Annotated in this window: 21 protein-coding genes; 14 read left to right on the top strand and 7 right to left on the bottom strand. The window is 64.5% G+C overall.

Annotated elements, in window-relative coordinates; translation table 11 throughout:
• Positions 1 to 4 precede the first annotated feature (4 nt).
• Positions 5 to 1,831 (top strand): cytochrome c3 family protein, encoded by a 1,827-nt coding sequence (locus Sj15T_RS18800; protein ID WP_013053870.1) that lies wholly within the window; start codon positions 5 to 7, stop codon positions 1,829 to 1,831.
• Between the two features lie 45 nt (positions 1,832 to 1,876).
• On the top strand, positions 1,877 to 2,722 hold the full coding sequence (locus tag Sj15T_RS18795; RefSeq protein ID WP_013053869.1) for a phosphodiesterase: 846 nt from the start codon (positions 1,877 to 1,879) through the stop codon (positions 2,720 to 2,722).
• A 14-nt stretch (positions 2,723 to 2,736) separates the two neighbouring features.
• Here the strand turns inward: Sj15T_RS18795 and Sj15T_RS18790 are convergent, their stop codons facing one another.
• The gene (locus Sj15T_RS18790; protein WP_007683450.1) at positions 2,737 to 3,672 is read right to left on the bottom strand and encodes a LysR family transcriptional regulator; all 936 of its coding nucleotides are present in this window, start codon (positions 3,670 to 3,672) and stop codon (positions 2,737 to 2,739) included.
• A 141-nt stretch (positions 3,673 to 3,813) separates the two neighbouring features.
• On the opposite strand from Sj15T_RS18790, the gene Sj15T_RS18785 reads away from it, so the two are divergent.
• From Sj15T_RS18785 to Sj15T_RS18770, 4 genes are all read left to right on the top strand, one after another.
• The gene (locus Sj15T_RS18785; RefSeq protein ID WP_013053868.1) at positions 3,814 to 4,926 is read left to right on the top strand and encodes an S-(hydroxymethyl)glutathione dehydrogenase/class III alcohol dehydrogenase; all 1,113 of its coding nucleotides are present in this window, start codon (positions 3,814 to 3,816) and stop codon (positions 4,924 to 4,926) included.
• 68 nt (positions 4,927 to 4,994) lie between these two features.
• Positions 4,995 to 5,852 carry an S-formylglutathione hydrolase gene (gene fghA, locus Sj15T_RS18780; protein ID WP_013053867.1) on the top strand — a complete coding sequence of 286 codons (858 nt, stop codon included), beginning with the start codon at positions 4,995 to 4,997 and terminating at the stop codon, positions 5,850 to 5,852.
• Positions 5,853 to 5,855: 3 nt separating this feature from the next.
• Positions 5,856 to 5,984: a hypothetical protein gene (locus Sj15T_RS18775; protein WP_013053866.1), complete on the top strand. Its 129-nt coding sequence runs from the start codon at positions 5,856 to 5,858 to the stop codon at positions 5,982 to 5,984.
• Positions 5,981 to 6,583, top strand: coding sequence for a GNAT family N-acetyltransferase (locus tag Sj15T_RS18770; RefSeq protein WP_013053865.1), 603 nt, complete (start codon positions 5,981 to 5,983; stop codon positions 6,581 to 6,583). The genes Sj15T_RS18775 and Sj15T_RS18770 overlap by 4 nt, the downstream gene beginning before the upstream one ends.
• Before the next feature lie 22 nt (positions 6,584 to 6,605).
• Here the strand turns inward: Sj15T_RS18770 and Sj15T_RS18765 are convergent, their stop codons facing one another.
• Entirely contained in the window at positions 6,606 to 7,853 is a 1,248-nt protein-coding gene (locus tag Sj15T_RS18765; RefSeq protein WP_253720768.1) for a TetR/AcrR family transcriptional regulator, read from the bottom strand.
• Positions 7,854 to 8,057: 204 nt separating this feature from the next.
• Between Sj15T_RS18765 and Sj15T_RS18760 the strand changes: the two genes are divergently transcribed.
• From Sj15T_RS18760 to Sj15T_RS18740, 5 genes are all read left to right on the top strand, one after another.
• Positions 8,058 to 9,302: an acyl-CoA dehydrogenase family protein gene (locus Sj15T_RS18760; protein ID WP_013053863.1), complete on the top strand. Its 1,245-nt coding sequence runs from the start codon at positions 8,058 to 8,060 to the stop codon at positions 9,300 to 9,302.
• Positions 9,299 to 10,336, top strand: a complete 1,038-nt coding sequence (locus Sj15T_RS18755; RefSeq protein WP_013053862.1) for a phosphotransferase family protein — start codon at positions 9,299 to 9,301, stop codon at positions 10,334 to 10,336. Before Sj15T_RS18760 ends, Sj15T_RS18755 begins: the two co-directional genes overlap by 4 nt.
• A 29-nt stretch (positions 10,337 to 10,365) precedes the next feature.
• Positions 10,366 to 11,142 (top strand): SDR family oxidoreductase, encoded by a 777-nt coding sequence (locus Sj15T_RS18750; protein WP_013053861.1) that lies wholly within the window; start codon positions 10,366 to 10,368, stop codon positions 11,140 to 11,142.
• Positions 11,139 to 11,936, top strand: a complete 798-nt coding sequence (locus Sj15T_RS18745) for an SDR family oxidoreductase (protein ID WP_013053860.1) — start codon at positions 11,139 to 11,141, stop codon at positions 11,934 to 11,936. Before Sj15T_RS18750 ends, Sj15T_RS18745 begins: the two co-directional genes overlap by 4 nt.
• 562 nt (positions 11,937 to 12,498) lie before the next feature.
• Positions 12,499 to 13,365: an OmpA family protein gene (locus Sj15T_RS18740; RefSeq protein ID WP_013053858.1), complete on the top strand. Its 867-nt coding sequence runs from the start codon at positions 12,499 to 12,501 to the stop codon at positions 13,363 to 13,365.
• A gap of 135 nt (positions 13,366 to 13,500) precedes the next feature.
• Here Sj15T_RS18740 and Sj15T_RS18735 read toward each other — a convergent pair whose 3' ends face one another.
• A complete protein-coding gene (locus Sj15T_RS18735) occupies positions 13,501 to 13,824 on the bottom strand; it encodes a hypothetical protein (RefSeq protein WP_013053857.1) in 324 nt (107 codons plus the stop codon).
• Positions 13,825 to 14,010: 186 nt separating this feature from the next.
• On the opposite strand from Sj15T_RS18735, the gene Sj15T_RS18730 reads away from it, so the two are divergent.
• On the top strand, positions 14,011 to 14,301 hold the full coding sequence (locus Sj15T_RS18730) for a hypothetical protein (protein ID WP_013053856.1): 291 nt from the start codon (positions 14,011 to 14,013) through the stop codon (positions 14,299 to 14,301).
• A gap of 216 nt (positions 14,302 to 14,517) precedes the next feature.
• On the opposite strand, the gene Sj15T_RS18725 is transcribed toward Sj15T_RS18730, so the two are convergent.
• On the bottom strand, positions 14,518 to 15,519 hold the full coding sequence (locus Sj15T_RS18725) for an IS30 family transposase (RefSeq protein ID WP_013039050.1): 1,002 nt from the start codon (positions 15,517 to 15,519) through the stop codon (positions 14,518 to 14,520).
• A 221-nt stretch (positions 15,520 to 15,740) separates the two neighbouring features.
• Positions 15,741 to 16,289, bottom strand: coding sequence for a hypothetical protein (locus Sj15T_RS18720; RefSeq protein ID WP_007688040.1), 549 nt, complete (start codon positions 16,287 to 16,289; stop codon positions 15,741 to 15,743).
• A 379-nt stretch (positions 16,290 to 16,668) separates the two neighbouring features.
• On the opposite strand from Sj15T_RS18720, the gene Sj15T_RS18715 reads away from it, so the two are divergent.
• Positions 16,669 to 16,926 (top strand): hypothetical protein, encoded by a 258-nt coding sequence (locus Sj15T_RS18715; RefSeq protein WP_253720766.1) that lies wholly within the window; start codon positions 16,669 to 16,671, stop codon positions 16,924 to 16,926.
• A gap of 6 nt (positions 16,927 to 16,932) precedes the next feature.
• Here the strand turns inward: Sj15T_RS18715 and Sj15T_RS18710 are convergent, their stop codons facing one another.
• Both Sj15T_RS18710 and Sj15T_RS18705 read right to left on the bottom strand, forming a co-directional pair.
• Positions 16,933 to 17,847 carry an NAD(P)/FAD-dependent oxidoreductase gene (locus tag Sj15T_RS18710; RefSeq protein ID WP_013053853.1) on the bottom strand — a complete coding sequence of 305 codons (915 nt, stop codon included), beginning with the start codon at positions 17,845 to 17,847 and terminating at the stop codon, positions 16,933 to 16,935.
• A gap of 4 nt (positions 17,848 to 17,851) precedes the next feature.
• Positions 17,852 to 18,853, bottom strand: coding sequence for an SDR family oxidoreductase (locus tag Sj15T_RS18705; protein ID WP_013053852.1), 1,002 nt, complete (start codon positions 18,851 to 18,853; stop codon positions 17,852 to 17,854).
• A gap of 349 nt (positions 18,854 to 19,202) precedes the next feature.
• On the opposite strand from Sj15T_RS18705, the gene Sj15T_RS18700 reads away from it, so the two are divergent.
• Positions 19,203 to 20,000 carry a DUF2189 domain-containing protein gene (locus tag Sj15T_RS18700; RefSeq protein WP_007688037.1) on the top strand — a complete coding sequence of 266 codons (798 nt, stop codon included), beginning with the start codon at positions 19,203 to 19,205 and terminating at the stop codon, positions 19,998 to 20,000.
• Positions 20,001 to 20,004: the final 4 nt, after the last annotated feature.

Genomic DNA, 20,004 nt, shown 5'->3' with positions numbered 1-20,004 from the left:
GGAGATGAGCTTCCTAGTCCGTCAGATCAGCCTTACCGCCGATGGCCGCGAGATCGTCCGCGCCGCCATGATCGCCAAGCCGCAACTTTCCCTCGGCCGCGCGGCGGAAAGCGACATCCACCTGCCCGACCTCGCCCTGGAACCGGACCATGCCCGGATCGAGCAGGTCGGTGAGCGCGCCATCCGCGTGCGCGCCACCGGCACGCTGGGTTTCGAACTGGAGGGCCGAACCGTCCTGCGGGCCGAGATCGAGCCCGCCCAGGGCGCGGAACTGCGCTTCGGCGGCCACCGCATCACCGTGTCGCGGGACGATGACGGAGAAGCGGAAGGCGCGACAATCCTCTCCATCCGCCGCGTCGATGCCGTGTCCGAAGCCTCGGAGGAAAAGGAGGAGACGAAGGTCTTTTCCCTGCGCGGCCTGTTGCCCGGCAAGCGGCTGACGGCCTGGGCGCTGGCGCTGGCGATCCTGGTCGGCTTCCTGGCCGTGCCCATCTGGAGCTATGCCGGCCGCCCCGCGGACGACACGCGCAACATCTACACGGTGGTGGGCGACAAGAGCTGGTCCTCCGGCCCGCTCAGCCAGGCGCATCACGCGCTGGAGGGCCGCTGCGAAACCTGCCATCAAAAGGCGTTCGTTTCGGTCCGCGACAGCGCCTGCCAGACCTGCCACAAGGACGCGCATGACCACGCCCCCGCCGCCCGCATCGCCATGGCGCGGGCGGAAGAGGGGCTGGGCGGCAAGCTGCTGGCGGGAGTAGCCTCCGCCTTCGGCAAGCCGCCCGAAGGCGCCTGCGTCGATTGCCACCGCGAACATGAGGGCGCCGGTCCGATGCAGCCCACGCCGCAGGCCTTCTGCGCCGATTGCCACGGCACTTTGAAGGATCGACTGAAGGACACGAAGCTGGGCGATGCCGCCGATTTCGGCACCAGCCATCCGCAATTTTCCGCACTGGTGCAGACGCGGCCGGGCAAGCATCCCCGCTTCGCCCGCGCATCGCTCGACAGCCGGCCGATGGACGATGGCGGCCTCAAATTCCCGCACGACATCCACTTATCCGCAACCGGCGGCGTCGCGAAAATGGCGCGGACGATGAAGGCGCAATATGGCTTCGGCGACGCGCTTGCCTGCAAGGATTGCCACAGGCCGACCGCCGACGGCGTGCGCTTCCTGCCGGTCGACATGGAACGCGACTGCCAGATGTGCCACAGCCTTGCCTTCGAAACGATCGGCGGCACCGTCCGCACGCTGCGCCACGGCCAGCCCGATCAGGCGATCGCGGACCTGCGGGCTTATTTCCGTTCGACCGGCCCGGCCCAGCCGCCAGCCTTGGGCGGCATGGCGCGGCGGCGGCCCGGAGACTATGCGCAAGGCCGGATATATCATGCCTATTTCGGCGCGGCGGCCGCTCGCCCCTCCCGCGCCGACGACGCTGTCAGGGCCGTCTTTTCGAAGGGCGGCGCCTGCTACGACTGCCACACCATCACGCCGCCCGGCGCGAACGGCAATGCAGGCTGGCAGGTGCTGCCCGTGCATCAGCCGATGCGCTATATGATGAATGGCTGGTTCGACCATGCCGCGCACCGGACCGAGAAATGCGAAAGCTGCCATGCCGCGCCCAAATCGCACGATGCCAGGCAATTGCTGCTGCCGGGAATCGACAGTTGCCGCACCTGCCACGGCGGGGAAAAGGCCAAGGCGGACGTGCCGTCGGGCTGCGCCATGTGCCACAGCTATCATGTCGGCGACGGCGCGCCATGGGCGCCCGCCAACCGTTCGATCGGCAAAGATGCTGCGGACCGGCCGAGAAAGTTTGATAGTCCAAGCGGGTAGCGCCTCAAGGACGGGCCGCGATATATAAGAGGGAAGCAAGGACCAATGCTGATCGCGCAGGTCACGGACATCCATCTGGGCTTCGACCCGGAAAACCCCGCCGAATTCAACCGCAAGCGGCTGGACCAGGTCTTGCGCGCCCTGAATGACGGTCCCAACCGGCCCGATCTGCTGCTGGCGACCGGCGACCTGACCGACCGGGGTGACCCGGACAGCTACCGCCGTCTCGCCAACGCCTTCGGCCAGTGCGACTTCCCGGTCTGGCCCTGCATGGGCAATCATGACGACCGGGCGCATTTCGCCGCGCATTTCCCCCACATTCCCCAGAATGACGGCTTCGTCCATTATGTGATCGCGCAGGACGGGCGGCGGATCATCATGCTCGACACGCTGGAGCCGGGACGCCATGGCGGCGCCTTTTGCGAGCGGCGCGCGCAATGGCTCGCCGCGCGTCTGGATGAGGACGACGTCACCCCGACGCTGATCGTCATGCACCACCCCCCGGTGGAGGTCGGCATCGACTGGATGAACACCCATCCCGAAGAACCCTGGGTCGGGCGCTTCGCCGCGACCATCGCCGGGCGCCCCAATCTGCACGCGATCCTCTGCGGCCACATCCACCGCTCGGTCGTCGCGCCGTGGAAAGGCACGACCATCGCCATCTGTTCATCCACCGCGCCGCAACTGGCGCTGGACATGCGGCCGATGGACCCGGATGCCCCGGACAATCGCCCGATGATCGTCGCCGACCCGCCTGCTTACGCGCTTCATCGGTGGACCGGGAACGGGTTGATCACGCATTTCGAGACGGCGGACGACCATGTCATGCTCGCGAAATTCGATGCGGGCATGCAGCCGCTGGTGCGAACGCTGATGGACGAGCGGCCGTAACGCAAGCCGGATGCTTAAATCCCGGAGCCTTCCGCCCAGGCGCCGGGACGGATCGCCTCTTCCCTGCGCGGAGGGTTCATTGCGGGCCCCAGTTCGCGCAGCAGGCAGTCCACGACCTGCCGCACCTTCGGCAGCAAATGGCGCCGCTGCGGATAAACCGCCCAAATAGGTTCATCGTCCGGCTGAACATCCTCCAGCAGCAGTTCGACCATGCCGTGCTTGAGATAGGGCAGGATGTAGAAGTCCGGAAGCTGGCAGATGCCAAGCCCGGAAATGCATGCCTCCATGACGGCATGTCCGCTGTTGCACCGGAAGCGTCCCTTCGGCCGATGGATCACCTCCTGCCCGTCGACCTTGAAATGCCATGTGCTGGCGGAGCCGGCGATGCACTCATGCCCGGCCAGCGCCTCGACGCTCGCGGGCCGGCCCGCGGAAGCCAGATAGCTGGGCGCGGCGCAGGTGTAGAGCGTGCGCGACGCCACCCGCGTCGCGATCAGGCGCGGGTCGTTGACCGTCCCCGTGCGGACCGCGACGTCGAATCCTTCACCGACAAGATCGATGACGCGGTTGGACAATTCTATCGACACGGCCAGCTTGGGGTGCTGCATGGCGAAGCGGCGGATGATCGGCGCCACGAAGCGCTCCCCCATGGCGGTCGAGCAGGTCACGCGCAATTCCCCCTGCGGCTCGCTTCTCTCCCCGATCAGGGCGATGGCTTCGTCCCGGTCCTTGGCTATGCGCTCGCACCGTTCGAAGAACACCCGGCCGGTGTCGGTCAGCCGGACGGTCCGGGTGGTCCGATGGAAAAGCAGCGCCTGCACGCGCTGCTCCAGCGCCATGATGGACCGGCTGACATGGGTGGTGGAGACGCCCAGCGCCCTTGCCCCGCGGGTGAAGGAACCCGCCGTGGCGACGCTGATGAACTCGTCAATGCCATCCCAGTTCGACATTTGATTATACCTGTCCAGGAATAATGATTTTCCGAAACACCATATTATCACCAATGCGGAACAGCGCTAGGGAGGGTGGAAAGAGGGGCAGGGCTAGAGCCGTGGCGCCTCTTACCGCCTGATCATGACGAGGAATGAGAGATGAAGACCCGCGCCGCCGTCGCCTTCGAGGCGAAGAAGCCCCTGGAGATCGTCGAAGTCGATCTGGAAGGCCCGAAGGCGGGCGAGGTTCTGGTGGAGATCATGGCGACGGGCATCTGCCACACCGACGCCTATACGCTGGACGGCTTCGACAGCGAGGGCATCTTCCCCTCGATCCTGGGCCACGAGGGCGCAGGCATCGTGCGGGAGGTCGGCGCGGGCGTCACCTCGGTGAAGCCCGGCGACCACGTGATCCCGCTCTACACGCCCGAATGCCGCCAGTGCAAAAGCTGCCTGTCGGGCAAGACGAACCTGTGCACCGCGATCCGCGCCACCCAGGGCAAGGGGCTGATGCCCGACGGCACGACCCGCTTCAGCTACAAGGGCCAGCCGATCTTCCACTATATGGGCTGCTCCACCTTCTCCAACTTCACCGTCCTGCCGGAGATCGCGGTTGCCAAGATCCGCGAGGACGCGCCCTTCCAGTCGAGCTGCTATGTGGGCTGCGGCGTCACCACCGGCGTCGGCGCCGTCGTCAACACGGCCAAGGTGCAGGCGGGCGAGAATGTCGTGGTCTTCGGCCTGGGCGGCATCGGCCTCAACGTCATCCAGGGCGCGAAGATGGTCGGCGCGGACAAGATCGTCGGCATCGACATCAACCCCGACCGGGAGGAGTGGGGCCGCAGGTTCGGCATGACTCATTTCATCAACAGCAGGGGCCTGTCGCGGGAGGAGACCGTCGCCAGGATCCTGGAGGTGACGGACGGCGGCGCCGACTACAGCTTCGACGCGACCGGCAATACGGAGGTGATGCGCACCGCGCTCGAATGCTGTCATCGCGGCTGGGGGGAAAGCATCATCATCGGCGTGGCCGAAGCGGGGAAGGAAATCAGCACTCGCCCGTTCCAGCTCGTCACCGGCCGCGTCTGGAAGGGGACAGCCTTTGGCGGCGCGAAGGGCCGCACCGACGTTCCCAGAATCGTCGACTGGTACATGAACGGCAAGATCGAAATCGATCCAATGATCACCCATGTGCTGACGCTGGAGGAGATCAACAAGGGCTTCGACCTGATGCATGCGGGGGAAAGCATCCGCAGCGTCGTGCTGTTCTGAACGGGACGGGGAAATTTCATGGGCGTGACTTCCGGTGCCGTTCCGACGCGATCGGACGGCAGGTGATCATGGAACAGGTGAGCGCCAGCAAGGCCTTCGGCGGCGTGCAGGGCGTGTACCGGCACGCCTCCGGCTCGACGGGGACGGACATGACCTTCTCGGTCTATGTGCCGCCGCATGACGAAGGGGCGAAGCTGCCGGTCGTCTGGTATCTGTCGGGACTGACCTGCACCCATGCCAATGTCACGGAGAAGGGCGAGTTCCGCGCCGCCTGCGCGGAACTGGGGCTGATCTTCGTCGCGCCGGACACCAGCCCGCGCGGTCCGGACCGCAACGGCGGCGCCGTGGCGGACGATCCGCAGGGGGCTTATGATTTCGGCCTGGGCGCCGGTTTCTATGTCGACGCGACGCAGGCCCCCTTCGCCGCCCATTATCGCATGTGGTCCTATGTGACCCGGGAACTTCCCGCGCTGGTCGCGGCGAACTTCCCCGCCGACATGGCGCGCCAGTCGATCATGGGGCACAGCATGGGCGGCCATGGCGCGCTGACCATCGGCCTGACCCATGCCGCGCGGTACAAGGCGGTTTCGGCCTTCGCGCCGATCGTCGCGCCAGGACAGGTGCCCTGGGGGCGGAAGGCGCTGGCCGGCTATCTGGGCGACGACCAGGCCGCCTGGCGCCGGCACGACGCGGTCGCGCTGATCGAGGATGGCGCCCGCGTTCCGGCGCTGCTGGTCGACCAGGGGACGGCGGACAATTTCCTGGAACAGGAATTGCGCCCCGAACTGCTGAAGGCGGCCTGCGAGGCGGCGGGCATCGACCTGACGCTGAACCTGCGCGAAGGCTATGACCACAGCTATTATTTCATTTCCACCTTCATGGCCGATCATCTGCGCTGGCATGCGGCCCGTCTGGGCAGGGATTGATCGATGGCGCCGATGTTCGCGAACGGCCGCGACGGCGCCGGAGCTGCGTTGCAGGCCGAAGCGGGTCCGCCATTGATGCCGATCCGCTACCAGGGGCCTGACGAGCGGCTGGATCAGGTGAGGGCGGGATGACGCAGGCGGACCTCGCCACCCCGCTTCGGATCGAACGCATCGGCAGGGATGACATGTCGCTGCGCGCGCTCGCGACATTGCGCATGACGGTGTTTCGCGGCTGGCCCTATCTTTATGACGGCAGCCTCGACTATGAAGCGGGCTATCTGTCCGATTTCCTGAGCGACGAAACCGCGGTGCTGGTGGTCGCGCGACTGGGGGACATCCCCGTTGGCATGGCGACCGCGTCGCCGATGGCGACCCAGGGCGACGCGGTGAAGGCGCCCTTTCTGGCGGCCGGCATCGATGTCCGGTCCCTCTTCTATTTCGGGGAATCCGTGCTGCTGCCCCAGTTTCGCGGGCTGGGCGTGGGTCATCGCTTCTTCGACGAGCGGGAGGCGGCCGCCCGAAGCGCGGGCGCGACCGGCGCGACCTTCTGCGCGGTCGACAGGGACCGGGACCACCCGGCCCGGCCGAGCGAGACCCGCGACCTGACGCCCTTCTGGACCAGCCGCGGCTATCGCATGGCGCCGCACCTCGCCATGACCATGCGCTGGAAGGAAGTCGGCCAGCCTGAGGAGAGCGACCATCTGATGCGCTTCTGGCTGAAGTCGCTATAGGCGGGTCGGCACGGCCGCCGGTTCAGGCGGGATGGAATATCCCCCGCGTGATGGCCGACAGGCAGTCGGCAACAGCATCATCCCTGTCCTGCTTGGCCGCCCAGGACCGTATGTCGGACGCGGAATTTATCGTCGACATGATGATGTGGCTCGCAAGGAGGGGGTTGACGTTTTTCGCCGCGCCCTCCCGCACCGAATCGACGAGCAGGCCCGAAAAGAGAAGCGTCGTCCTCTGGGCATGCTCATAGGGAATCTGGCGGACGCTGTCAGGCAGGGCCTGGAACGCGGTGGTGCGCAGAAGCGGATAGTCTTCCCCGAACTGATATTTCATCGCCTGCGCGATGACCGAAATCAGCGTTTCCCAGGCGTCCAGTCCGGCTTTCCGGGCCTGTTCGCGGAGATCCCTCAGCCGCTGGTAGCTGTTGCGGAAGCATTGCAGGATCAGTTCGTCCTTCGTCGGCAGGTGATGGTAGAAGCTGCCCTTGGTAAGGTTGAGTTCGGCGGCGATCCGGTCGATCGACGTCCCCCTATAGCCGACTTCGTTCATCAGGCGCGTGGCGGTTCTGAGAAACTGGGAATAGCTGTCGCCCGCCGCAACCGCTTCGCCGGTGCCGAGAGCGGCGGGAAGCGCGCGCGAAGGGCGCGTCGCGATTCCGCCGTCCAGAATATCGAATAGCTGCCGGCGCACTGTGTCGAAGTCGCCGACATCATATTGTTTCAGCCATATCGCCGACCAGAAGACCACCTCATTCAACATCTGGGTGCGCGCCGTCAGCCTGAGTTTCCGCGCGGCGGTGTCCGCCGGGCCGAAAAAGGCGCGGACGCCGCGAAATACGGCCTGATATTGCTGCATCAGCGCGGCGCGGGCGGCGCCTTCCAACGCTCGCATTTCCGACAATATGGCGAGGGGACGGGTCTTCCCCTGCATCGCCGCCGCATAATGGTCGAAGTGGATGCGCAGATATTGGTCGACCCTTGCCCGCGGCGTATCCGCCTTTCCCGCCTGTTCCACCATTTCCTTCAGGCGCTGAAGGCTGTCCTCGAAAACCGCACGGACAAGCTGTTCCTTGTACCGGAAATAATAGGTGACCGCCGTCGTCTTGAGGCCCAACTGCTCCGCCACTTCCTGCAGCGTCATGCCGGCGATGCCCCGCTGGTTGAGGAGCATGGTGGCCGCGTCCAGAATCTTGCCCCGCTGCCGCTCGAAACGCGAAAGCGGGGGGGCGGACGGCCCCTCCAGTGCTGCGCTGTCCGCTTTGGCGTCGGTCATCATCGCCCTATCTTCAATTTGTCGGCGGGAGTCGAGCCTTGCCCGAATTCGAATTCCAGGTCTTGCACGATTTTTCATGAATTCACGGAACCATGCCTGCATCGACCCATATTCCTGTTGGACAAACCCGATCAGGTAAGAGATTAAAAGTCGTAATTCGAATCGAGGGTATGGTTGAATGCCCTGGGATGGGAGAGGGATGGAATGGATTTCTCATTCACCGAAAGGCAGACCCGGTATCGCGACGCGGTCAGGCAGTTCATCGAGGGGGAGGTGCGTCCCCTGGTTCACGCCCATGAGGCGGAATTGGCGGAAGGCGACAGATGGGCGCCGCTCGACCTGATCGAGACGCTCAAGAGGAAGGCGCAGGCGGCGGGCCTCTGGAACCTGTTTCTGCCCCCTTCGAACGGGCATGCCCATGTCGACGACAGCTTCCTTTTTTCGGGCGAGCGGCTGACCAATCTGGAATATGCGCTGTGCGCCGAGGAAATGGGCCGGATCCATTGGGCGTCGGAGGTCTTCAACTGCTCCGCCCCGGACACCGGCAATATGGAGGTGCTGCATAAATATGGCACGCGCGCGCAGAAGGACCGCTGGCTGAAACCGCTGATGGACGGCGCGATCCGTTCCGCCTTCCTGATGACCGAGCCTGAGGTGGCCTCCTCCGACGCCACCAACATACGCACCTCGATCGACCGCGACGGCGACGATTATGTCGTCAACGGACGGAAATGGTGGTCATCGGGCGCCGGAGACCCGCGCTGCAAGATCGCCATATTGATGGGAAAGACCGATCCCGCCGCGGCGCGCCACGAGCAGCAGAGCATGCTGCTGCTGCCCCTCGACACCCCGGGCGTGACGATCAGGCGCAATCTTTCTGTGTTCGGCTATGACGATGCGCCGCATGGGCATTCGGAAATCCTGCTGGACAATGTCCGCGTGCCGGCCGGCAATCTGCTTCTGGGCGAGGGACGCGGTTTCGAAATCGCGCAGGGCCGGCTGGGGCCTGGACGCATCCACCATTGCATGCGCACGATCGGCGCGGCGGAAGAGGCGCTGGACATGATGTCCCGGCGCCTGCTTTCGCGATCCGCCTTCGGCAAGGCCATTGCCGAACATTCGGTGTGGGAGGAACGGGTGGCGAATGCGCGCATAGAGATCGAAATGACGCGCCTGCTCTGCCTGAAGGCGGCCGACATGATGGACAAGGCGGGCAACAAGGCCGCAAGAAACGAAATCGCGATGATCAAGGTGCAGGCGCCCGCCATGGCGCTGCGCATCGTCGACGACGCGATCCAGGCCCATGGCGCGGCGGGCGTTTCGCCGGATTTCGAACTCGCCCGGATATGGGCGGGCCTGCGCACCATGCGCATCGTCGACGGCCCTGACGAAGTGCATCGCCGCGCGATCGCGCGGGCCGAATTCAGCCGCCATCGGGACCGGCGGTGAGCGACCTCGACGAAGCGTCGCTGGCGCGCTGGATGGCGCGCGCCGTGCCGGATTTCCAGGGCCTTGGACGGATCGGGAAATTTCCCGGCGGCCAGTCCAACCCGACTTACAGGATCGAGGCCGGCGAAAGGACATATGTTCTGCGCCGCCAGCCATTCGGGGACTTGCTGCCCTCGGCCCATGCGGTCGACCGGGAATATCGGCTGATGTCCGCTTTGCATCCCGCGGGCTTTCCGGTGCCCAGGCCCGTGGCCCTGTGCGAGGACAGGAACGTCGCGGGCGCCCTGTTCTACATGATGGAGATGGTCGACGGGCGCAGCTTCTGGAACGGGGCCTTGCCTGAGATCGGGAAGGGGGAAAGGCGCGCCTTTTACGAGGCGATGATCGATGCGCTGGCGCGGCTTCATTCGCTGGACCATGAAAAAATCGGCCTGGGTGGCTTCGGGCGCGCCGGCAATTATTTCGAACGGCAGGTGGGGCGTTGGACGAAGCAATATCGCGCGGCGCAGACGGGCCATATCCCGGAGATGGAGAAACTGATCGAATGGCTGCCGCGCACGGTGCCCCGGCAGACGCGCAACTCGATCATCCATGGCGATTTTCGCATCGACAATCTGATCTTCGCGAAGGACCGGCCAAAGGTTCTGGCGGTGATAGACTGGGAACTGGCGACCATCGGCGATCCCCTGGCCGATTTCGCCTATCTGGCGATGAACTGGATCATGCCGGCCGATGGCCGTTCCTGGCTGGGCGGGCTGGACCTGGAGGGGGAGGGGCTGATGACCCTGGACCAGGCCATGGATCGATATTGCGATGCGGCCGGTTGCGGTCCGTTGCCCGACCTGTCCTGGCATTTCGCCTATAATCTGTTCCGCATGGCCGGCATATTGCAAGGCGTGAAGAAGCGCATGGCGGACGGCAATGCGTCGAGCAGCGAAGCGGAGGTCATGGTGGCGAAGATCGAGCCTCTGGCAAGCGAGGCATGGAGACGGGCCTGCATGGCGGGCGCGCTGGACCCGACCGTCAATTCGTGAACGGCTGTAAGTCCAAAAGGGAGAAGGGCATGGATTTGTTCGACCTGAGCGGCAAGACCGCGATCATCACCGGCTCATCCCGCGGCATCGGGCGCGCCATTGCGGAAGCATTTGCGGAGGCGGGCGCCAATGTGGTGATTTCCAGCCGCAAGCAGCAGGCCTGCGAGGAGGTGGCGGCCGCCATCAACGCGCGGTGCGGGACTGAGCGCGCCGTCGCCATCGCCGCCAGCATATCCGACAAGGCGGCGCTGCACGCCATGGTAGAGCAGACGCGCGAACATTTCGGGCAAATCGACGTCCTGGTCTGCAACGCCGCGTCCAACCCCTATTACGGCCCGATGTCGGGCATCACGGACGAACAGTTCCGCAAGATCTTCGACAATAACGTGCTGGCCAACCATTGGCTGATCGGCGCGGTCGCGCCGCAGATGCAGCAGCGCAAGGACGGATCGATCATCATCATATCGTCCATAGGCGGCCTGATCGGATCGGATGTGATCGGCGCCTATAATGTCTCCAAGGCGGCGGATTTCCAGCTCGTCCGCAACCTCGCCGTCGAATTCGGGCCGCATAATGTGCGCGTCAACGCCATCGCGCCCGGCGTCATCCGCACGGATTTTGCCCGCGCCTTGTGGGAAGACCCGAAGGCCGAAGCCGAATTGCGGCGCGTGACCCCGCTCGGTCGTATCGGGGAGCCGGAGAACATCGCCGGCACGGCCGTTTTCCTGGCGTCGAAAGCGGCCGAATATGTGACGGGCCAGGCGATCGTCGTCGACGGCGGCACGACCATAAAGGGCGCGCTGTGACCGGCCGCTTCCATGGCAAGAGCGTCGTCGTGACGGGCGCGGGTTCGGGCATCGGCCGGGCAACCGCGCGCCTGTTCGCAGGGGAGGGCGCGCGGGTCATCGCCTTCGACCTGTCCGAAGGCGTCGAGGAAACGGCCGCCGGCCAGGAACGCATCGTCGCCATGCGGGGCGATGCCGGGTCCGCCGGCGATGTGCAGGCGCTGATCGCGGCGGCGGTCCGCGATCTGGGCGGCGTCGACATCATCGCCGCCAATGCCGGCATCAGCGGCGGCCTGGCCGGCCTGTTCGAGCAGACGGCGGAGGACTGGGCGAAAATCCTGGAGGTGAACCTGATCGGGCCCTTTCTGGCGATCCGGCACGGCGCGGAGGCCATGATCAACGCTGGGCGACCGGGCAGCATCATCTGCACGGCGTCGGTGGCGGGGTTGCGCGCCGGCGCGGGCGGGCCGGCCTATTCCGCGTCCAAGGCGGGCGTCATCAATCTGGTGCAAACCGCCGCGCAGCAACTCACCGGGACGGGGATACGCGTCAACGCCGTATGTCCCGGCCTTGTCGAAACGGGCATGACGCAGTCGCTCTACGACGCCGCCCGCGCAAAGGGGCGGGAGGAGATGATCGGGCAGCTCAATCCCACGCAGCGCGGCGGGGAGCCGCGCGAACTGGCGGAAGCCATCGCCTTCCTGGCATCCGACCAGGCGAGCTACATCAATGGTCATGCGCTTGTCGTCGACGGCGGGCTGTCCACGTCCCACCCCTTCGCCAAGCCCCGCAAGCTGGGCGTGACGACATTCTGACGAAAGCGGTTCGGGCGTCCGCATTGCCGATGCCTGTTCAACGCTTCCTCCCTCCGCGGCGATCGGGGCGGGCGGCGAGACATGAGTCGTTGCGGCTCGCGCCCCCGGATCGATCCGACGCCGGATGGGCGACGGTCATTTGAACACGGGCAAATGAATGTTTCAGAAGGATAAATAGTGGAAGGGCGAACTTGGCCCATTATTTCGATCCTGCTGTTATCAAAGCAAATACCGGCGGATCGGAACAATCCCGTCCATGATCTATTGGCCCGCTTCACCTGATGCATAGGTCCATTTGCATCGGGCATTTCCATCGGTTCGTCGCAGTATGCGCTCCTATTGCCTACGCAACTGATGGAATGCACCGGATTGTTCATGTAGCAGAAAGGTCGGCATCAACAGGCAGAATGTCCATGGCGTTCATCCGTGACGTCATGAGGCATATTCTGGGAAGGCAAATGGAGGGGGTTCTGACAGCCGAATACGCCATCACGCGACCGGCAGTCGGACGAAAAGCTGCGATCATGCAGGCCCGACTGACCGATTTTGGAGGAGTAACGTGATGAGTGTGGTTTCCAACAACCCGAAATATCTCTTCGTTCTTGCCCTGCTTGCCGGCGCTTCGTCGGCCAGCGTGGCTGCGCAGACGCAGGAGGCGCCGGCCGCCGACGTTTCGGCGACCGCCTATCTGCCGGCCGAAAAGACCGCAGGCCCTGAAATCAAGGGCATCATTTCCGCGCGCAGCGGCGACAAGATGCAGGTCACGGCCGCCGACGGCACCAAATCCGTCATCGCCATCAACGACGCCACCAAGATCAGCGCCAGCAAGGGCCTTTTCGGCCTCAATCGCAACAGGCTTGCCGCGACCTCGCTGCTGAACGGCCTGCCGGTCACGGTCAAGACGCTGCAATCGGGCGAGGGCCTGGTGGCGAGCCAGATCAATCTCCAGAACAAGGATCTGAAGACCGCATCGATGATCCACAACGGCACCGCCCAGGGCTTTGAGGAGCAGACTGCGGCGACGGCGGCGCTGCGCGGTCGCATGGGCGAGATCGACCAATATAATGTGAAGAGCACGACCAACGTGAATTTCGACACCGGCAAGGCCGTGCTGTCGGCCCAGGCGAAGAACGACCTCTGCGCCACGGCAGCCACGGCCGAGGGGATGAGCAACGCCCTGTTGCTGGTCGTCGGCTACACCGATTCCACCGGAGACGATGAATTCAACCAGGAGCTTAGCGAGAAGCGGGCCGGCCGCGTCGTCAATTATCTTCAGCAGGCCTGCGGCTGGAAGCCCTATCGCATGCTGACCCCGACCGGCATGGCCGAGGCGGACCCCGTCGCGAGCAACGACACCATCGAGGGCAAGGCGCAAAATCGCCGCGTCGCGGTGAACATCCTGGTCAGCAAGGGCCTGGACGGGCTGTAAGGGGCGAGGGGGGGGAGGGAATTTCCCTACCCCCGGCCCGTCGCGGTTTCCTGACCGGGCGATTTGAAGCGGCAGTATGATCATATTGGGGCGGAAAAGCCCGGCCAATAGGAACGGCCCGATCCGCCATCCGGATCAATCGTCGCAATATTCCCATCGTCCGGCGTTGCAAGCCGCGACGGCGCGGCGCCATTCGGCCATCCTGCGCGCATATTCGTCGCGGGCGTCGGCATAGCCTTCCCGCTGGCCCTGCGCCTGGCGGTAGTTCTGCATGATCCTGGCGTCGCGTTGACGGACATAGGCTAGCTGCTGCTGGTTCATCCGCTTGATGGTCGCGCGGTCCCGCGCGCGCGCGGCGGCGCTGCGCATGGTCGGATCATTGGGGTCGTCCGCATGCGCCGGCACGGGCAACAGGGCCAAGCCGATTGCAAGCGCCAATGCACAGAACCCCGTTTTCATGAATGCGCCCCTTTTTTTATCCGCCCTTTTCTTTGCCTGGCGGCAGGCGAAAGGCAATCGATTTGCGATAAATGGTGAACCTCCCCGGCGCGGAAATTGTCCGAAGGGCGCCCCCTCCTTGAATGAAGAGTGGAACAAGAGTTGAGAGCCGATTGTTTCCCTCGTCTCTTGAGGAGGAGGACGGAGATGGCTGAAGTTCATAGAGATCGTTATACGGATGACCGCGTCGTCGTTCACAAGCATCGCAGCGGCCGGACCATTGCGATCCTATTGATCGTCATTCTGGCGATTGCCGGAATATTGTTCGCGACCGGCTTCTGGAAAGCGGATGTCTCCGGCGGCGACGTTCCCGAAGTCAGCGTGAAGGGCGGCGAACTGCCGAAGGTCGACGTCGATTCCAAGGCAGTGGTCGTCGGCAGCAAGAAGGAAACCATTGACGTGCCGACGGTCGGCGTCAAGAACAATGGCGAAGAATAAGGCCGGTCCTGAAATGCCGTGAGGATCGATCCTTGCCGGCGAAACGACCGGCTCATCCAGGCCGCGAAAGCCCTGTCCCGCAAGGGGCAGGGCATTTTCTTTGCCAACCACAATTGCCTGTTCGTCATCGGGCGGTTTCGATTTGAAGTGCGACACCCGTTGTGATGCGTAGCATTTCATCCGGGGTGGGGCGAGCCCCACCCCGGATGGCCAAATTTATCCGGCTTTGAGGAGGGCGATTTGCTCCCCCAGAACCTCATGCGGGGTGCGATAGCCCAGGCACTTGCGCGGTGTGCTGTTGAGGCGATCGGCAACGGCCTGGATTTCCCTGTCTGAGAGCAGTGCCAGGTCGGTGTCGGAGGGTAGGAAGCGCCGTATCCGCCCGTTGCAATTTTCCACGCCGCCTTTTTGCCAGGGCGCTGAGGGAAGACAGAAATAGCTGGTGATGCCGAGCCTGTTCCGCAGGGTCGCAAAGGCAGCAAATTCCGTGCCTCGATCGAAGGTGATGCTGCGCCGGAGGGGAGGCGGCATGTCGCGTAAATGCCGATCGATGCCGGCCATGACACCGGCAGAATGCCGGCTCGGATTACGCGTCAGGAAGGTGAAGCGGCTACAGCGCTCAACCAGCGAGGTGAGGTTCGCTTTGCCATATTCTCTCCTGAAGATCAGGAGATCGCCTTCCCAGTGGCCGAAACTGCTGCGATCCGCGATTTCCTGCGGCCGCGCGCCGATCGTATTTGCCACGGGTATATGGAGACCGCGCGGCTTTCGGCCATAACGTTGCCGGCGCGAACGGCGGGCAACTGGCAGATGGCGCCAAAGCTTATGGTGCCGTCCCTCAGCGCCGTAGACATACTGGTAAATGGTTTCGTGGCACACCGCCTCCCGCTGACCGCGATGACGCCGAAGATAACCTGCAATCTGTTCTGGCGACCAGGCCGCCAACAAGCGATCAGCAATGTAGGCGGCGAGTTCCGGCTGGCGAGCAATCTTGCCTCCGCGCACGCGACGATTGCTGGCCATGGTCTGCGCTGCAGTCGGGAAATATCCTCGGAACAGCGGTTCTTCATCAAAATGCCGGTTGCGCTTGATCTCTCGATAAATCGTCGAAGGATGTCGTCGCAGCGCATCTGCAACTTGCTTCACTGTGCGTCCGGTTCCGATCAGTCGATAAATATCGCGTCGCTCATCCAGACCCAGATGCTGATAGCCTTCCATATCGTGCCTTCCTGGAAAGGGGATCAAACCCCTATAAAACCAAGGATTTCGCACTTCGAGATAGAATCCACCCTCGCCTTGCAATAAGACCGATAATATATCTTATGTTAAATCCCGACAATGTGCGGACGGGAGGGAGACGATGGGAGTTCCGCCCCTCAATGGCAAGAACCGGACGCCTGCCAGACGAGGATTGCTGAACTCCGGTCATCCCATGTCCCTCAATGGCGCTGGAGCGCCCGCTTCGCCTCGGCCGTGATCGTATAGACGGCTTCGCGCTGGGCGCCGCGATTGGGATGATCGACCCGATACCCCTGATAGTGGCGGCGCAGCAGGCCGGCGCGGACCAGGTCGGACACGACCCGGCTCACATTCGTCCGGCCGGACCGCAAGATCCGCGACCGGACCTCCTGTTCGAGCCGGCGTTCCATCTCTTCCGGGTCGACCATGCCTGCCCGCGAGATGAGATCGGCGCGCACCGCGTCGATCATGGCGCGCCGCCGACAATCCCGTTGCGCAAGGGGCGCGAGCGCCTGGCAAAGCCAGTCGCGCACCGGCACCCTCCCCTTGCCGCTTCCGACATAGGGACCGACGCTGTCATGAGAACCGGCTTCCTGCGCGATCAGCTTCAGCACCAGCAATGCATAGCGCGGCCGTTTCGATACGGTCGATATGCGTTCGACAAGGTCCGGAAGCGCGGCCGCCCCGCGTCGCGATGACGGGCTGGATGGCGGCGGAGATTGCTCGAAGAGATCGGGCTGGTAGAACATATGCGGAATCTAGCACATGCTGAGTCCGTGTGAATCCCCTCTGCGGCGATCCTCCAACAAAAAGCACGGATGACACTTTACCCGACGGGCGCGGGATTTCGCCGGCACTTTTCACGACATAGGCAAATTTATATCGCTCAGCGGTCATTATGCCGGCGATGTCGCAGGAATGGCCCATTCCGCGCCCCTCCCCGAAATCAGCCGTGACACTTTGGCGCACATGGCCGGAACTCGGTAAAGTGTCACCTCTGTCATTTTCCGCCGTCCGACCCGGCGGCGCGGGCTGATATAGTTTTATATGGAGGCGGATTTGCGGGAACGGCCCTGAAATTGGGCCGTTGCAGAATAACAGTCATCAGAGGGTAATGAAGCGATGAAAATGGCCGCTCCCGCATTTCTCCTTGTCGCGCTGGCCGCATGCGCGCCATCCGATCAGACCGATTCCGGCGATTCCAACTTCGCGCCCAGCAACACGACCGCCGGCACCGTGCCGGACGGCATTCCCGGCGAAGGCCCCGGCACCGCCATGACGGATGGAGAGACCAGCACGCGGGGCGCCGTTTCCGCCGCCGACAGTCCCACGGCGACGCAAGGGTCTTCGGGTTCATCCGCGGCGCAAAACGGGTCCGGGCGATAGGCCAGCCTATCGAAGCAGCGAAATCCTCGCCGCCAGGTCGTTGCGGATCGTGGTGGCGGCGACGCCGCCCTCACCCATGGCGTGGCTGATCTGATCCAGGCCCTTGGCGACGTCGCCGGCGGCGTAAAGGCCCGGCACGCTCGTGCGCTGATGGTCGTCGACGACGAGGCAGCCGTCGTCCGTGGCTTCGGCGCCCAGCATCATCGCCAGTTCCGACCGGATGATCGATCCAAGCGCGGGATAGGCCGTATCATAGGCTTCGGCCCCGTTCGGCGTCGGCACCAATATGCGCTCGCCCTCGATGCGGAGGGGTTCGCAAGGGCCGTTCACCAACGCGACGCCCGCCTCCTCCAGCCTTATCCTCTGGTCGGCGGACAGTTCATGATCTCCCTGGGGTGAAATCAAGCTGATGTCGGCCGAATAGGTGCGCAGGAACATCGCTTCGTTCGCGCCGCGCTCGCCCGTCCCGATGACGGCGATGCGCCGGTCCGTGGCTTCATATCCGTCGCAGATCGGGCAATAGCGCAACAAGCCCTGCCGCAGCGCCGCATCGTGAATGTCGGGCGACATGGGCGGCGCGTTGTTCACCACGCCGGTCGCCAGCAGCACGCTGCGCGCCTGCCATGCCCCGGTCTCGACATGCGCCAGGAAAATGTCGCCGTCCTTCTCCAGCCCCGTGACCAGTCCTTCCGTCACCTCGCCGCCGAATTCCGCCGCCTGGCGACGCATCAGCGCGAGCAGTTCCCGGCCCGATATGCCGCCCGGATAGCCTGCATGATTGCGGGTATGCGGGATCAGCGCGGCACGGCTGTTGCCCGCGTCGACGATAGCGATCCTGAGATGGAAGCGGGCGAGATAAATGGCCGCCGTCAGGCCGGCTGGGCCTGCGCCCACCACCAGGCAATCCAGGGGCGCCGTCATTCCGCTATCGCCCGAACGAACGTCGCGCCGACAGCAGGCCGAGGAGCAGAACCCCGGCCGCCACGCCTGCGCCCGCCGACAGAACCGCCCTCCGCCGTTCCGGCGCGGGCTTGCGAAAGCCGCCATCGATGCCGCCGCTGTCCCGAGGCGGATCGAACAGATTGCCCCGCGAGACCGGCGCGCGTTCCGCCGAGGCGAAGTAGCGCCCGAAGGCCAGATTCCCGATCCGGCTGAGCAGCGAGGGCGCAAGCGGATGGGCGAACCGCACGAACCAGGTCGGCGCCCCCAGCAGCACGCTGTCGCGGGGCCGGTCGGCCAGGCCGACGATGGCGGCCACCACCCTCCTCGGGTCCAGCATGGGCGGTGGAGCGGTCAGCGCCTTGCCCGTATAATTGCCGGCATGGCGCAGCGCGGGCGTGTCGACGAAGGCCGGATAGACGTCGCAGATATGGATGTCCGGCCATTCCGTCATTTCGGCGCGCAGTGCCTCCGAAAAGCCGCGCAGGCCGAATTTGCTCGCCCCATAAGCGGCGGCATGGGGCGTGCCGGTCAATCCGCCGAGCGAGATCATGTTGACGAAGATCCCATGCCGCTGCGCCATGAAGACCGGGAGCACCGCATGGGCATCGTTCATATGGCCGATGAGGTTGGAGCGGATCGTCCGTTCATGCGCCTCGATCGGGACGTCGACGAACTTGCCGACGGCCCCGACGCCGACATTGCTGAACCAGAGGTCGATCGATCCGCAAAAATCGCGCGCCGACTGGGCAAGTTGCCGCACCGCTTCCGCATCCGCGATGTCGAGCGGCACGGTCAGCACCCCCGCGCCGGCCCGTCGGCACCTTTCCGCCACGGCTTCCAGCGCCTCGCCATCCCGCGCCGCCAAAACCAGCTTTGCGCCCCGGCCCGCGAAAGCCTCCGCCGTGGCCTGGCCTATGCCGCTCGACGCGCCCGTGATGACGATATGCGTGCAGGGCGTTCGCGTGCTCCTGCGGCTCTTGTCCATGATCGCTCCTGTCCGCCTGTTCACCGATAAGCGCGAGGAGGGGATTCCCGTTCCTTGTCCCGGTTCCGAAAACAGATTTTCATTGCCATGGGTTAACCCGCTTCGCAAAGATGGCCGAGAAGAACGCTATGCGTTACGGTTCAGGACCACCCATGAGCGAAGGCGGAAATGTCGTTGCGGCCCGGGATCGGAGGGACTGGCGGATGCGGTGTTCCGGGTGTAGGATGCCGCCATTGGCCATGAGGCGCATCCCTCATGCCGAGAGATGCTCGCCCGGAAGGCGCGCATGTCCCGACAGAGGACAGATCGGAATAAAGGGCTTCATGGCGTTCGGTCAGGAGAGCGCACCATGGCAATGGCTCACCCGTCCCAGGCGGCGTCCGCCGGGAAAGATATTTCCGTCCGCACCATCACGTTCGACGATCTGCGCATCGCCCTGCGCCAGGGCTGGGACGATTTCCTCGCCAAAAGGGGCGATCTGCTGTTCATCGGCTTCATCTATCCGATCATTGTCGCGCTGGCGATCATGTCCGCCAGCCAGATGTCGATCCTGCCGCTGATCTTCCCGCTGGTGGCGGGCGCGATCCTGCTGGGGCCAGCCTTCGCCAGCGGCTTCTACGAACTGGCGCGGCGGCGGGAGGCGGGGCTGGACGCCCGCTGGCGCCATTTCCTGGACGTGATCCGCAAGCCGGGCGGCTCCGCCCTGTTCGACCTGACCTGCGTGCTGGCGCTGCTGTTCATGGCGTGGATGGCGGCGGCCTGGTTCATCTATCATGCGACGCTGGAAAATGTGCCTGGGTCGACATCCTCCCCGGGCGCTTTCCTTTCGGCCCTGTTCGGCACGTCGCAGGGCTGGCGTATGATCGTGGTCGGCAATCTGGTCGGCTTCGGCTTCGCCCTGCTGACGCTGGCGGTCAGCGTCGTTTCCTTTCCCATGGCGGTGGACAAGCCGGTCAACTGGGGCGTCGCGGTGCGCACATCCTGCCGCGTGGCATGGCATAATCCGGTGACGGTCGCGGCCTGGGGCCTGATCGTGGTGGCGCTGCTGGTGCTGGGCGCCCTGCCCGCGCTGGTGGGGCTGGCGGTGGTGCTGCCCGTGCTGGGCTATGCGACCTGGCACCTTTATACCCGCGCCGTCGTCCGGTAAGGCG

The organism is Sphingobium sp. TA15, from assembly GCF_037101235.1.
Taxonomy (GTDB): Bacteria; Pseudomonadota; Alphaproteobacteria; order Sphingomonadales; family Sphingomonadaceae; genus Sphingobium; species Sphingobium indicum.
This window is presented reverse-complemented; position numbering and strand designations above follow the sequence as displayed.